This is a genomic window from Mariniflexile sp. HMF6888 (genome assembly GCF_044335535.1).
In the GTDB taxonomy this organism is placed as follows: Bacteria; Bacteroidota; Bacteroidia; order Flavobacteriales; family Flavobacteriaceae; genus Mariniflexile.
The window spans coordinates 78,536-93,412 of the sequence record NZ_JBIQVZ010000009.1 but is presented as its reverse complement, the minus strand read 5'-3'; the positions used below and the strand labels follow the sequence as shown (position 1 = coordinate 93,412).

Here is a 14,877-nt window from a genome sequence, read left to right as displayed (position 1 = left end):
TATATTTTTATTTGAAGATAGAAGCGCAGCTTGCGAAATGCTTAACAAAAAAGAGCTTGATAAGGGTTTCGACTTCGCTCAACCTGACTCACTTCTCCTTAACTTAATGACATTGGATCAAGAATTAAGGATTAAGAATTAAGAGACAAGTTATGAACCCTGAACCCAGAACCCAGTCCATCAAACCAACAACCATCAACAAACCTTGAACCTTGAACCTTGAACCCAGAACCCAGAACCTTAAAAAACAAACACATGAATCTTCAAGATATTCCAAAAATAAAACACACCAATTCAAACAACTTTTTCTTGCTTTGTGGCCCTTGTGCCATAGAAGGCGAAGACATGGCATTACGAATTGCCGAAAAAGTAATGGAAATTACCAATATATTAGAAATTCCATATGTATTTAAAGGCAGTTTTAAAAAAGCCAATCGCAGCAGAGTAGATAGTTTTACAGGTATTGGTGACGAGAAAGCATTAACTATTTTAAGAAAAGTTTCCGAGACTTTTGATGTTCCAACAGTAACCGACATTCATGAAATTTCGGATGCCGAATTGGCTGCTCAATATGTAGATGTACTACAAATTCCTGCTTTTTTAGTACGCCAAACCGATTTACTTATTGCTGCTGCCAAAACAGGCAAAGTAATAAACCTTAAAAAAGGGCAATTTATGAGTCCGGAAGCCATGAAACACGCTGTACAGAAAGTGTACGATTCTGGAAATAAAAAAGCTTGGATAACCGACCGAGGCACCATGTTTGGTTACCAAGACATGATTGTAGATTTCCGTGGTATACCAACCATGCGCCAATATGCACCAACGGTTTTAGACGTTACACATTCGTTACAACAACCCAACCAAACCGTGGGCGTTACTGGTGGCAGACCAGATATGATTGAAACTATTGCCCGTGCTGGCATTGTAAATAATGTGGATGGTTTGTTTATTGAAACCCATTTCGACCCCGCAAATGCGAAAAGTGATGGTGCCAATATGCTACATTTAGATAATTTAGAAAAACTACTTACCAATTTAGTGGCTATTAGAAAAACCATAAACGCACTGTAGTTACTGGAAAAACTTAATGAAATCTGCTTTTTTAAATCCATGTTAGGGGTTACTATAAACACTTATTTTTACAAAGTTAGATTTAAAAGGTGGTTATATGAACATGCCAGATATTAGAATAACTAGCAATACTGTTGAAAGCCTTTTTAATATTTAGATAAACCAAGCCTTTTTACTTTTACTAAGTAAATTTGAAGCCTCGTGAAGCAATGCAACAAAATTGGCATGGTCTAAATCTTCTAACGTTTTTAGTTGGATAGAGCGCACTTGTTTGCGTTTATTATCATTTTTTAGAACAGGAAATTGTTTTTCTAACAAAATGCCTTGCACAAAAGCCACATCAACATAATTGGTTCCTTTTAAAATATTTAAATAAATCATGGGCTTTTTGTGGCAATTATAAAATGGAATTCTGTAACTGTAACGCTCCTCTGCTTCTGGCAATGTATTCAAAATAATGCTTCGCACATAAAGCATAATGGATTGATAAGGCTCTTTCTGATTTAAAAAATAGGTGTCTACTGGCTTCACTTTTAATTAATTTGTATTCTTTTTCAAACTTAACAAAATTTTACGATGCTATATTCAAAATTATTTATTTACTTTGTAATTCAAAGTACTTTAATATGGATTCTAAAGATTATTTAAAAGACATTAGCGAGATTAAGCATTTAATGAACAAATCGTCTCGCTTTATTTCATTAAGTGGCCTATCGGGAATAATGGCTGGTGTTTATGCTCTTATTGGAGCCGCCGTTGCCTATTATTTAGTGATGAATTTCAGCTATGGAACTTTAATGCTTGATGGGCAAATATTTAGATGGGTACTGTTGGATTTAGTTTTGGTTGCTTTGCTAAGCATTGTAACAGGTATTATCTTAACCACCAAAAAGGCTAAGAAAAACGGTTCTAAAGTTTGGGATGCTACTTCACGACGCTTGGTTATTAACTTTTTAATTCCGTTGGTTGTTGGTGGTTTGTACATTCTAATTATCTTAAATCAACAAAAATATGGACAAGTAGGTGCTTTAATGCTTATTTTTTATGGATTGGCCTTAATAAATGCTTCTAAATATAGCATTGGAGATATCCGCTATTTAGGTTTAACTGAAATCATCTTAGGATTAATTGCTGCCCTACTCCCTGGTTATGGTTTTTGGCTTTGGGTTTTGGGCTTTGGCATTATGCATATTGCTTATGGAACCTGGATGCATTTTAAGTATGATTCAAATTAGTAAACAGCAGCAGTTTTCAGTTTTATAAACGAATAAACGTGTCTACAAACAAACTTAACAATTGAGCATAATAAACAACATAAATAAAGTATTCGATCACAGAATTAGATTAGGCATCATGTCTATTTTAATGGTGAACGAATATGCCGATTTTAATATGCTTAAAGAACTTTTAGAAGTAACCGATGGTAATTTAGCTAGTCATACAAAAGCTTTGGAAGCTGCTGAATATATAAAAGTTGAAAAACAATTTATTGGCAGAAAACCAAACACGCGTTATAGCACAACCAAATTGGGCGAACTTGAATTTAAAAAACATATTGACGCACTCGAAAAATTAATTAACAAACAATAACTTTCCTGCCTTCACAGGAATAACAAAAAAACTTAAATTTTTTTAATCTTTTACTTTGAAATACAAAGTACTTTATATATGAAATTAAGAAAAAAAATTATAGAATGGCTATTTAATAAATCTCAGGAAATTTATACGAGTATGTTTAAGAAACATCAGCCTTGGGGTATTTACAGAGAAGAATTACTAACTTATCCAGATGACTCTTTTGGAAAGCATCTCGGTTTATTTTTAGATAAAAATAATTTTGAACTCATTTCAAAAGTAGAACGCCATGATGCCTATCATACTTTAACAGGATATGGGACTAAAGTTGAGGATGAAATTGCTTTACAGTGTTTATGCTTTGGTAACGGAAAAAGAAGTCTTTACTTATATGGAGCGGTTATACTGGGCATTATTATTTTACCAGATTATTTTAAGTTTTATTATAATTCATATTGCATCGGAAAAAATGCAAATGCCTTTCATCATTACGATTATAAAAAGCTTTTAAATGTTTCTATTTATACATTTAGAGAATCTATATTTTCAAACGATCAAATGAGTCTTCTAAATATTCAAACTAAAACCTTAAAATGAAATACATAAAAAAGATTATTTTTCTAATCCTATTTGTATTTATTGTCATTTTCGCTTTAAATTTTTGGTTGTCTTTTCAAACCAAAAATTCAATTTATAATGACGTGCTCCAAATCCCTAAAAATAAAGTCGGTCTGGTTTTGGGGACAAGTAAATATCTGTCTGATGGTCGTATAAATTTATACTATCAATATAGAGTTGAAGCTGCTGTTTCATTATATAATGCAAACAAAATAGATTTCATTTTAGTTAGTGGTGACAATGGCAAAAACGACTATGATGAACCAACAGATTTTAAAAACGACTTCATCAAACATGGAATACCTGAAGAAAAAATATTTCTAGACTATGCAGGTTTTAGAACATTAGATTCGGTTGTGAGGGCAAAAGAAATTTTTAATCTTACAGAATTTACCATTATTTCTCAAAAATTTCATAATGAGCGAGCAATTTATTTGGCCAAGCATTTTAATATAAAAGCCATTGGTTTCAATACTCAAGATATAAAAGGCAAATATGGTTTAAAAACTAACTTACGTGAATATCTCGCAAGAACAAAAGCTTGTTTAGACATTCTCTTTAACGTAGAACCAAAATTTCTTGGCGAAAAAATTGAAATAAGATGACATTAAAACTTAACAAAACCTATCTCACAGTAACCATAACGCTTCTTATAGTTGAAGTGTTGATTGCTACCTTTTTAAAAAGCGGCTTTATTCGTCACACCTTTGGCGATTATTTGGTAGTCATTTTAATGTACTGCTTTTTTAAAAGCTTTATTAAAGGCAAGCATTTTTATATTGCTATGGGTGTTTTAGCCTTCTCTTTTGCTATAGAGTTTTCACAACTGGTTAACATTCTTAAACCGCTCAGCCTACAAAACAGCCATTCAGCCAAACTCATACTAGGTAGCACCTTTCAGTTTTCAGATCTGGTGGCATATACCTTAGGAATCGTTACTGTTTTAATTGTTGAACTAAAACCAATCAAGTTATGTATACCATAAAACAATTCATATTCAACCAATTTAAGCTTTATTCAGTATTAGTCATATCATTAATATTTAGTGTGTTTTTGCTAATGATTAGAATAAAATTAAACCACTCATTCTTTTACTTGTTTTTAATATGGAATTTGTTTCTAGCCATCATTCCATTTGTTATTACAAGTTATTTAATCCTTCAACCAAACATTAAAAAAATGAAGCTCATACTTTGGTTTGGCATATGGTTATTATTTTTACCAAATGCATCATATATTATTACGGATTTAATGCATTTAAGATTTAACCCCGATTCTTATTTGTGGTTGGATATCCTGGTAGTAACATCATTTGCTTGCAATGGCTTATTATTATTTTATTTATCGGTGCTAGATATGAAAAACATTCTAAAAGCATACATAAAGAAACCTGTTAACGATATTCTATTCATTATACTTCTATTTCTATCAAGTTTTGGAGTCTATCTAGGCAGATTTTTACGTTATAATTCTTGGGAAATTCTAAGCAATCCTAAATATTTAATTTTAGATGTTTTTAATATAGTGTTACAGCCTATAATATATAGAGAAGCTTGGTTGTTTACTTTTTTATTTGGAATATTCTTGAATATTGGATTTTGGATGTTCAAACAACTCTATAAACCATCCTTTAGTACATAACAAAAATGAAGCGTCACATGGAGCTTGTTGAAGTCCAATACCTAACCTCTCTGCATATAGCTTCGACAGGTTCCTATGAGAAACTGTGTCCACAAAACCAATTCAAACCATACGTTGTAAGACTGAGCATCGTCGAAGTCCTTCTCCATCTCTTTTTTATTTATACAGCTCCGGCAAGTTCATACATATATCTGATTATATTTGGATTACTGTCATGTACTAAAACGTACCGTAAAAACCGTTGCTGGCCTAATATGTGTTTTCTTTAAATTTAAACGAGTTCATTAACTACTAGTTTCTTTTTTATGTTGTCTAGGCAATACTTCTTCCGGGAACGGGAACACTATGGTTGAGTTCTTTTCTGCTGCAATGTTAGATAACGTTTGATATAACCTTAATTTAATCGCTGATGGCGATTGATCTATCAGTTTACCAGCTTCCAGTAACTTGCCCGCTGCTTGCTCTTCCGCCAATGCCAAAATAATACGTGCACGTCTGGAACGTTCTGCTTCTGCTTGATTGGCCATCATACGTTTCATGTTTTCAGGCAATTGGATGTCTTTTATCTTGACATCAATAATATCAATGCCCCATTGCTTGGTTTCAACCTCAACAATTTTCTTGATGTTTTTGCCCATTTCTTCCCGTTTGGATAGAATGGTATCCAGTTCAACCTTACCACAAACATCACGCAAAGCTGCCTGTGATAATTGTGTAATGGCAAATTTGTACTCTTCAACTTCCAAGACCGCCATTTCAGGGTCAACAACCTTAAAAAACACCACACCATCAATACTACATGGCACGTTATCTTCGGTCATAACTTCCTGGGAAACCACATTAATTGTGATAACCCGAATATCCACTATCTGTATGGTCTCAACTATGGGAATAATCCATCTAAATCCAGGTTGTAAGGTTTTAATATATTTACCAAACCTAAATTTTAAAGCGCGTTTGTATTCAAAAATAATGCGTATACCCGATAATAGGAGTACCACAAGAACAACCGTAAACATTAAAGGAGGATTCATAATACATCTCTTTTTAGTTAATACTCAGTTAATTATCTTATAAGATAATTCTTTTTTAACAACTATAAAAAGAAATTCATCAAATAAATCAAGAAAATATATGCTTTAATTTAATCCCTTTAGAAATTATTACATTGGGGTCATTTAGTCTTTATTCTATTTTCTTTTAGTGAAGCTTAGAATCTTTAATCGGACACTAATGAAATTATTATTAGTCCCTGTTTTTTTCCTGCAAGTTCCTAACTATCCTTGTAGCCATGCTTCTAGAAACAAAGCGATGTATGGTTGAAAGAAATTTATTTAAGATACCTGGAATAGCAACCGTTTTTCCTTTTTGCATGGCGTTATAACCATAAAGCGCTACTTCCGATGCACATGCCATATTAAAACTAATCTTATTTTCTGAAGTATTTTTTGAAACTACTTTTTGAAACGATGTTTTAGTTGGTCCTGGACATAATGCTGTAACGGTTACACCCGTGCCTTTTAACTCGTTGGCAATAGCTTCAGAAAATGATAACAAATACGACTTAGAAGCGTAATAAATAGACATAAGTGGTCCCGGTTGAAAAGCCGCCAACGAAGACATATTAAGTATTTTTCCCGAACCACGTTTTAACATGCCCTCTAACACGAGCTTGGTTAAATGCGTTGTGGTTAAAATATGCACATGTAACATATCCAACTCGCGTTCCCACTCGGTATTGGCAAAAGTTCCAAACAAGCCAAACCCAGCATTATTGACCAAAACATCTACTGGTACATGATTGATTTCTTCCATTATTTCGGTAGCAACGTTAGGTTTGCTTAAATCTTTTAATAGTGTAGACACATTGCACGAAAACATGTTCTCTATGTCAGTTTTTGCAATTTGTAAGTTAGTATTATCTATATCTATTAAAATTAAGTTATAGCCATCATTGGCCAATAGCAAAGCCAATTCATAGCCCAACCCTGAAGCAGCTCCAGTTATTAATGCCGTTTTTGTCATAAATTCAAGTTCAATTAGGGGAATTTAGCATGCAAAGCTATTGCTTTTCATTTACATAATCTTGCAAATATTTAAAACGCTCGGTTAACCTGCCATTTTCAGTTATTTTAGCTCGCTGTAAAACACCATCGACATCATTATTAAAGAAAGCAGGGATAACATGCTGTAAAAATTGCTCCCCAAACCCTTCGCTGGCATCTTTAGGAAGCTCGCAAGGTAAATTATCTACCGACATAACAGCTATAGCATTTTCTGATTTAAAATCGGTTTCGGTTTCGGTTTGTGGGTCATAGCCATAAATAGGATCTAAAATGGTTGAGGCTCTTAAAGTAGTAGCAATAGGCCCATTAACATCACAACTAATATCGGCAACTACTTTAATATTAAAATGAGGAGATTTAACATCTTGTTTTGTATAAAAATGGGGCGCGTCATTTCCATAAAAATGCCCTGCAATATAATAATCAGTTACCTTGGCAAAACGCATAAAGTTAGACTCGTAATCTTGTGGATTATTAAAAAAATCAAACACATCTATTACTTTTCCGTCTTTACGTTTGTTATAATCCAGCACGTCAATTTTACAATATACAGCCTCACTAAACGAGTTATTCAAATAATCATGTACCGAAACTTTTTTAATGCGCATGGCATCCAACATGTGTTGTGCACCGTTTGATACTTTTCCACTTCCTGTTAATAGTATTTTAATGGCGGGTAGTTTTATTTTGTTTAATTCGGTGATTAAAGCTTCTTGATTAGGCAATGTTCCTGCTTTTGGTAAATTCCAAGAATCGAATTTTAATCCCCAAGCACGAAACCCATTATAAACACCAACAATACCTGCATAATAACCAAACCCTATTAAGCGAAATCCTTGGTTATTTACAATGGTTTCATAATCATAAAGTTCTATGTTTTTTTCTAAAATAGCCTGTAACAGTTTTCTATTGTAAGGCTGTTTTTTTATAGTATGGGAAAAGAAAAAATATTTTTTATTTGGAATAAGCGCTTCTATAGGCACTTCTTTTACACCTATCATCACATCACAATCGGACACATCATTTGTCACTTCAAATCCTGCTTTTTTATATGCCTCATCTGAAAAAAACCTAATATCAGACAATTCTACTTTAAAAGTAGCTTCAGGAAATTGAGTTTCGGCTTCGGCTAATTTTGCTGGTGAAAATACCACGCGACGATCTGGTGGGTTTTTACGCTCTTTGATGATAGCGAATTTTATATTCATTTGTTGATTGTTTACTGACAACTTGTGCTTTGGTATAAATTTTGCTCTAAAATAGTTGGATTTGCAAGGGTATACAAACTTTTTTGATAACTTTGCAGTCCGCGTTAAGGATTACTCATACATTCCTATTTAAACAAATAGGAATTTGTGAATACCTTTGGCATTTGAAGCGACATCCTTTTGCTTTTGCAAAAGATGTAGCGGGGAGCCTAGATCTTTTGGATAACGCCATAATTAAGAATATTATTTTTTCAATTTATAAGATTCCTGCCTTCGCAGGAATTAATGGGGTCGACTGGTTTTGACAGCGAGATTAATTGAATGGTAAGCACGTCGTGTAATGACTTTGAAACACGTAAAAGGCTAGGTCAAACTTTAAACGGCGAGAATAACTACGCTTTAGCTGCTTAATCTGAATTTTAGTAAGATTAGCCTAGGTACACAAGGTGTACAAGCTTTATGTCTCCGGAAAGCCTTGGTTAACGGCGTTCCTTTTTGAGGCATCGTAAATGTTAACATAGATTGGGTAGTGCTTTGATGCCCAGTTGAAACTAAAGAAGCTAAGTTACATGTAGGTTGTCTTTAACCAGCTTGTAATCGAAAACCCAAGAAAAGAATAAACGTGTAGAAAGCCTTTTGGTTACTTGTTTGGACGAGAGTTCGATTCTCTCCGACTCCACAGAAAGACAAACAAAGCTACTGAAAGACAGTGGCTTTGTTTTTTATAAACTTTTTAAAAGTTCAACTCTCCAAGATACCGATTCGAACACCTTAAGGGTTGTCGTTAAAAAGATGTTGGATGTGCAAACAAAATACATCTCAACTTTTTGTTTGTACAAACATTAGATAGAATTAAATTACAATGATTAATCTACACACAACATTTGTAATAAAAATCAACACAATCACATAGTTTATACAATTTAAAAATAACATAATTTACAATATATTTGTACAACGGCGATTATCACCGCAAATAGCTAATCTTATAAATTATGGCTGTAAATATAATACGAAGTATACACGAAAAATAAACGCAGTTCATCCAAAGGAAAATCTATTACGCTATATTTATGTGTTTCAAGAATTGTATCGTCTCCATCACTATAGGTGATACTGGCTCACATTTTTTCGCTTCTTGCTCTTTTTTAGATAATCTTTTAAAATCTATCGTAATAAAGTAACTTTTAGTCATCAAACTTTTAACTATTACCGAAGTATCAGTAATCAACCAAAAACATTCCGTCACGCCACACTTGCTAAATATTTTAAGCTATTAAGGTACCTGAGTGATAAGTTAATTATGACCAACCGCAATTTTAATGGATTGATTATTCAATCTTAGAATATAAATCCCATTCGATATATGTTTAACTAATTTGATTTTTGAAATTTTAGTAGCTTCATTAAATTCCAATTCAATACTCAAAAATCTTCCATTTATATCAAATAAAGAAATATTATCATTTTTAGAGGTATTAGTTATAAAAATCTCGTTAGAATTGTTAGAAACTGGATTAGGATATGCTACAGCTTTATTTAAATTATAATCATTAAATTTCTTATTACCATCAAAATATTTAGCACCATAAAAAAAAGCTTTTTTTCCTATTTCTTCACCTATTAACCTTCCCTGAATATCATCTATTGGAGGATGTATACCTCCCCAAATTCTTGATAGGCTACATTGATCTGAAGCATCTCTATATGTTGCCCATTGTAGTTTTACATCTACAGAAGGCCCTTTTTCAAATACTAAAAAATCATCTTTTTTAGCCAAAAACTCACCCATCCCACCAGGAAAATATTCACTCCCTGTTATCAATGTCATTACCTCAGCGGCGGCCCTAGAAAAAGTTGAATGTCCTGAAACAAATCCAGCAAATGGAGGTGTTACAAAAGTTGGCCGTTGATAAGGCCACCAATCTTGAGACAAAATCCAACCTACTCCTGCTGTATCTGTTTTTGGATCATTAACATAGCTATGTCCTTTCCATGATTTTATCTTTATTTTTCCTAAGTTTTCATTATTCTCTCCAACTAATGGGTCATCTAATTCTATTACTTCTACAAACCCTTCTTCTAAAGGAATTCCTAACTCATTATAATTTTGTCTTAACGTTTCAGTGCTCTGTCCCTTTTCAGCCATATACCTTATAGCTGTTATTGGTCTAACATAATCATACCATCCTTTTATACTCCATGCTGATATGGCTGAATCGTGCATTGCTCCACCAAGGATAAAATATGATTTGACATCCCATTCGAGGTTATCTAAAACATCGCCTTCTCCATTTAGCTTCTTTTCCAATAATTCATGATCACTAACATAATTTAATATTGTAAACCAATGACCTGGTGGCGTTTCTGAATCTGGACCATCTGCCCAAAACTCGGCTAAAACCCTAGTATAATCCCCTCGTGGCACTACTTGCTCTTGATATAAATCTTTTGTGTATGGATTTATTAAACGCCCAGTTCCAATATCACCTCCGTCAATTTCATCATAAAAATTTTTATAATCATCATAATTACGAGGGAATAGAGAACTAGAAATGTTACCTATAGATTTAGGTGAGATATCCCATAAAACACCATCTGCAGGATCTAAATGTGAAGACCACTTAGCTACAAGTGAAAAGCTCCATTTATATTGATCAAAATAAATACTAGGAGGTGGTATCGGGTCATAATATACATGATAGTTATGCCCTGAACGGGAATATGTTTTTTTATCTGATTCTTCTAATGAAAATGGATAAACATTACCCCACTCTGGCCCTAAAAAACCTGGGGTCACACCCTCTATTAAATTACCACTTTGATCTATAAATGTATTAAAACTTAATGGCTGCCATCTATCGGGATTTATATTAAGTAAACTTTCTGGTTGTGACAATTTTAATGGTTCATTTACTGGCTCGTAATACGTGTTTTTATATTGATTAGCTTCGTTAGAACCATCTTGTAAACCATAGCCAATAATTTGATTTGCTATATAATTGCCTAATGCTTTGGGATCGCCATTAGCATAATCTATGCCATCTATTGAAATATCATATCCCAATTCATCCATAAGTGAATCTAGAATAGATTGAGATAAAATTTGATTTGGAGATTGCCTGAAACGCTCACTAAGAAGTCTATATGCGGCATAACTTATAGTTTGATTTCTTGCCGCTTCTATACTTTCGGTTGTAGTAAACCCATTAAATTTACTTGAAAACCCATTAATATCATTACCTATTAAATATGTAGATGCGTTATCATCATAAATAGCCCAAGCATCGTACATAGCAATACTAGTATGAAATAAATTTCTAGAATGAACCGTTGGTCTTGCATAGTCTTTTCTTATTAATTCCAATAAAGCTTCATTCCATAACCGAGCAACTGAATGTTTTTCAATATCAACATCATTATCTAACAATGCAACAGATAATTCTACCAATCCACTATTACACAAATCGCTAGACTCTACTAAACTAATTTTACCCGTGCTGCCAGTGCCCCATTCTACATCTATCGAATTTATAGTTTTCTGTTCTATAATGGTACCTCCTTCTACTTTCCATACAAGGGAATTCCCTTCTTTTATTGGATAACTATATACTTCAACACTATTCTTATGAGCCTTTAAAGCGCCTATAATGTTATTTGCCTCTAAATAAATACATGTTTCGGTACTAACTACTGCAAATGGATTGTAATTGCAGGAATTAGGGTCTGTACAACCATATTGTTTTATACTAGGAGGGGTTTCATCAATAGAATAACCTTCATTCTCTTTTAGTTTTATAGTAGTATCAGATGGTAAATCTTTATAATTTTCAATAATTCCAGAAGGCCAAATAATTTCTATTTCTAAAACATTGGTATCTGAACTTAATCCAAAATGTAATGGTAATAAACTTTGTGATAAAAACCCTTTTCCTGAATTATATCTAAGAAAAGTGCCTTTTGTTGTTTTAACAGACACTTTAGCCCCTATAGCATCTCTATTTGATATGGTTCCTTCTAGTTTTACTTTTAACCAATGTAAATCCTCACTTGGCTTAACAAAATCTAAAAGTTGATTTTCATAAAAAAAAGACCCTGTATTATTATTGGTTACATAAATATCTAAATCCCCATCATTATCGTAATCGAAAGCGACTTGACTAACACTAATAACATTTGCCAATAAATTCGTTTTTACCGAACTGTTAACAAACTTATTATCTCCATCTGCAAACAAATTTTCAAAATATATGTTTTCTGTAGAAAAGGGACCTCCAAACTGGTATCCATTTAAAACAAATAAATCCTCATCAGTATCTAAATCGAAATCTGAAAAATTAACGCCCCATGCCCAGCCTGTATTATTAACATTTAATTCGGTTGATCGATTAGTAAAAGTATTATTTTTATTATTCTCTAAAAGGGCATTTTCTGTTATTGCCGTAATATAAAAATCAAAGAAACCATCATTATTATAGTCTCCAATGGCAATTCCCATATCATCTTTAGAATGGTCTAAACCATAGGCATTTGCTTGCTCTACAAATCCATTTCCATTATTATTAATAAATAAATCGTTGGGTTCTGTGCCATAATCATTTGCTACATATAAATCCATCCAACCATCATTATTGAAATCAAAAGGCATACTTTGATACGAAGATTTTCTTACAACACCTTCGAATATATCACTCACGTTTGTAAACGTGGAATCACCATTATTTCTATATAGTTGATTTCCTTTACAAGAAGATCCAGAATTAGATATATTCCAATCGGATATATAAATATCTAGGAAGCCATCATTATTATAGTCAAACCAAGTGGCATCTGTATTAACACAGCCATTATTTTTTTCAAAACCTGCAATATCAGTTTTTTCCACAAAAGTTCCATTGGACTCATTATGAAATAATTGGATTTTATTTGAGTGTGTAAAAAATAAATCTGGATAACCATCATTGTCATAATCACCCCAAAAAGCACCAAATTTAAAACCTGCTAATGCAACAGATGATATTGCGCTCTCTCCAATTGGAAATAAATTAACTAACCCTGAAAATTCTGTTACATCAGTGAATGTTCCATCGTTATTATTTTTAAACAATCGACTGTAACTTGTCTCATCATCTTTTGAATCTTGACTTTTTGCTACAACAAATAAATCTAAATCCCCATCATTATCATAATCCGCCACAGATACCCCATTATTTTTACTTACAGATTCAAGCCCAGCAAAACTCTCTATACGTTTAAATGTTTGAGCTTTTAATTTTTGAAAAGACAAAAATGAGAATAACCCAGCAATAATGAACTTTAGTAATATGTTTTTGGTTTTCATTATTTTAACAGTTAATCATTTGAGGAAACTTAAATAAGATAATATTGCTAGTTTAAAAGAACTTGCTTCTATAGAAAATATTAGTTTTCACAAATTATAAAATCCTTAGCGTATTCTTTAAACCATTTATGCACAGGGAAAGCACATGCATCAGGATCACTACCATAAGCTATTCCTCCATCTAATGCCCCTTCATCTATTAAATTCTCAGGAGCTAATAAATTCCATGATACATTGCCAGATTCATCTACTAGCGCTTTAAAATTGGCTCCAAAACCCCAGCCGCCTGCAACACCAGTAATTCCCCCTTTGCCCCAAACACCATATTGTTCTGGTCCCCAATCAATTTCAGTAATTGCAATAGGAGCTATATTGGCAACTGGTTTTATATTTTCATTCCAATTTAATCTAAAAGTTTCAGGATTATTATTGTCTTGTCCCCAATACCCTGGATAGATATGAACGGCATATCCTATATTTTCTCCTTCAATAGGATTGTTAGGATATCCTTTATAATGCGATTGGTATCCTGAACCTGGTATCCATATTATATTACTCGCTCCATTATTTCTAATTATATTTACAATAGGCTGAAAAAATAGTTTTAAAGCATCAAAATGTGGTTGAGTATTACTACCAAAATCTCCATTTGTACTTTTTATTGTTATAGGTTCATTAGCTAATTCAAACATGACGTTATCTGCATTTTTTAAACCTGAATGAGTTGATAAATAATCCCAAATAGAAACCAAATAATCATAATAACCATCTCCTACTTCCAAATCTCTAGGACATACACCTGGTGGTCTAAGAACCACATACATACCACGAGATTTGGCATGTGCAATTAAAGGTATGATTACATTATCTATAGCTAATTTAAAACGTTCAAAATTAAACTGGGAAATATCATGTTCTCCATCTGTTGAGGCACCAACATTATTGGTCCAATACGGGTCTATATGTAGTCTTACATAATTTAAATACCATCCTTCATCCGTATTGGTCAATTTATCCATAACCCCCTTATTATAATCCAAGCATCCATTGATATCATAATTATTCCATCTCCAATCCCCTACTGCTCCGCCATTAAACCAAGGGCTAGGTGTTATAGCTACTCCATGTAACAATACATTATTCCCACAGGGATCATTCAGAAATCTTCCATTAACATGCAATTCTGGTGTTGCTATAGGACGATCGATTATTTCATTTTCTTCTATTTCTTCTTGTTCTTGTTTTTCTGGCTGTGTAATCTTAACCACTTCATTGTCATTTTTTGAGCAACTTAATACAACACATAATAATAAAAATAAGTACAATTTATTCATAACAAAAAATTTCTTTAAAC

Annotated in this window: 13 protein-coding genes and 1 other RNA gene; 8 read left to right on the top strand and 6 right to left on the bottom strand. The window is 32.8% G+C overall.

Features of this window, described 5'->3' with window-relative positions; translation table 11 throughout:
* Positions 1–255: 255 nt before the first annotated feature.
* Positions 256–1,074: a 3-deoxy-8-phosphooctulonate synthase gene (kdsA, locus tag ACGLWY_RS16135; RefSeq protein ID WP_396620700.1), complete on the top strand. Its 819-nt coding sequence runs from the start codon at positions 256–258 to the stop codon at positions 1,072–1,074.
* Between the two features lie 153 nt (positions 1,075–1,227).
* On the opposite strand, the gene ACGLWY_RS16130 is transcribed toward kdsA, so the two are convergent.
* Positions 1,228–1,605 carry a DUF1801 domain-containing protein gene (locus ACGLWY_RS16130; protein WP_396620699.1) on the bottom strand — a complete coding sequence of 126 codons (378 nt, stop codon included), beginning with the start codon at positions 1,603–1,605 and terminating at the stop codon, positions 1,228–1,230.
* A gap of 95 nt (positions 1,606–1,700) precedes the next feature.
* Here ACGLWY_RS16130 and ACGLWY_RS16125 point away from each other — a divergent pair, with 95 nt between their 5' ends.
* The 6 genes from ACGLWY_RS16125 to ACGLWY_RS16100 all read left to right on the top strand — a co-directional run bounded on the left by ACGLWY_RS16125 (position 1,701) and on the right by ACGLWY_RS16100 (position 4,908).
* A complete protein-coding gene (locus ACGLWY_RS16125) occupies positions 1,701–2,309 on the top strand; it encodes a hypothetical protein (RefSeq protein WP_396620698.1) in 609 nt (202 codons plus the stop codon).
* Positions 2,310–2,370: 61 nt separating this feature from the next.
* Positions 2,371–2,664 (top strand): winged helix-turn-helix domain-containing protein, encoded by a 294-nt coding sequence (locus ACGLWY_RS16120; protein ID WP_396620697.1) that lies wholly within the window; start codon positions 2,371–2,373, stop codon positions 2,662–2,664.
* 78 nt (positions 2,665–2,742) lie between these two features.
* Positions 2,743–3,246 carry a Coq4 family protein gene (locus tag ACGLWY_RS16115; RefSeq protein ID WP_396620696.1) on the top strand — a complete coding sequence of 168 codons (504 nt, stop codon included), beginning with the start codon at positions 2,743–2,745 and terminating at the stop codon, positions 3,244–3,246.
* Positions 3,243–3,872 carry a vancomycin high temperature exclusion protein gene (locus ACGLWY_RS16110; protein ID WP_396620695.1) on the top strand — a complete coding sequence of 210 codons (630 nt, stop codon included), beginning with the start codon at positions 3,243–3,245 and terminating at the stop codon, positions 3,870–3,872. Before ACGLWY_RS16115 ends, ACGLWY_RS16110 begins: the two co-directional genes overlap by 4 nt.
* Positions 3,869–4,252 (top strand): DUF2809 domain-containing protein, encoded by a 384-nt coding sequence (locus ACGLWY_RS16105; RefSeq protein WP_396620694.1) that lies wholly within the window; start codon positions 3,869–3,871, stop codon positions 4,250–4,252. The genes ACGLWY_RS16110 and ACGLWY_RS16105 overlap by 4 nt, the downstream gene beginning before the upstream one ends.
* Positions 4,240–4,908 (top strand): DUF1361 domain-containing protein, encoded by a 669-nt coding sequence (locus ACGLWY_RS16100; protein WP_396620693.1) that lies wholly within the window; start codon positions 4,240–4,242, stop codon positions 4,906–4,908. The genes ACGLWY_RS16105 and ACGLWY_RS16100 overlap by 13 nt, the downstream gene beginning before the upstream one ends.
* Positions 4,909–5,192: 284 nt before the next feature.
* Here ACGLWY_RS16100 and ACGLWY_RS16095 read toward each other — a convergent pair whose 3' ends face one another.
* The 3 genes from ACGLWY_RS16095 to ACGLWY_RS16085 form a co-directional block, all read right to left on the bottom strand.
* Positions 5,193–5,942 (bottom strand): slipin family protein, encoded by a 750-nt coding sequence (locus tag ACGLWY_RS16095; protein WP_396620692.1) that lies wholly within the window; start codon positions 5,940–5,942, stop codon positions 5,193–5,195.
* A 211-nt stretch (positions 5,943–6,153) separates the two neighbouring features.
* Positions 6,154–6,933, bottom strand: coding sequence for an SDR family NAD(P)-dependent oxidoreductase (locus tag ACGLWY_RS16090; RefSeq protein ID WP_396620691.1), 780 nt, complete (start codon positions 6,931–6,933; stop codon positions 6,154–6,156).
* Between the two features lie 37 nt (positions 6,934–6,970).
* Positions 6,971–8,176, bottom strand: coding sequence for an NAD(P)-dependent oxidoreductase (locus ACGLWY_RS16085; protein ID WP_396620744.1), 1,206 nt, complete (start codon positions 8,174–8,176; stop codon positions 6,971–6,973).
* Between the two features lie 293 nt (positions 8,177–8,469).
* Here ACGLWY_RS16085 and ssrA point away from each other — a divergent pair.
* Positions 8,470–8,864, top strand: a transfer-messenger RNA (tmRNA) gene (gene ssrA / locus ACGLWY_RS16080).
* A gap of 615 nt (positions 8,865–9,479) precedes the next feature.
* On the opposite strand, the gene ACGLWY_RS16075 is transcribed toward ssrA, so the two are convergent.
* Positions 9,480–13,523 carry an FG-GAP-like repeat-containing protein gene (locus tag ACGLWY_RS16075; protein ID WP_396620690.1) on the bottom strand — a complete coding sequence of 1,348 codons (4,044 nt, stop codon included), beginning with the start codon at positions 13,521–13,523 and terminating at the stop codon, positions 9,480–9,482.
* An 80-nt stretch (positions 13,524–13,603) separates the two neighbouring features.
* Complete coding sequence (locus ACGLWY_RS16070; protein ID WP_396620689.1) at positions 13,604–14,857, bottom strand: cellulase family glycosylhydrolase; 1,254 nt, start codon at positions 14,855–14,857, stop codon at positions 13,604–13,606.
* Positions 14,858–14,877 lie beyond the last annotated feature (20 nt).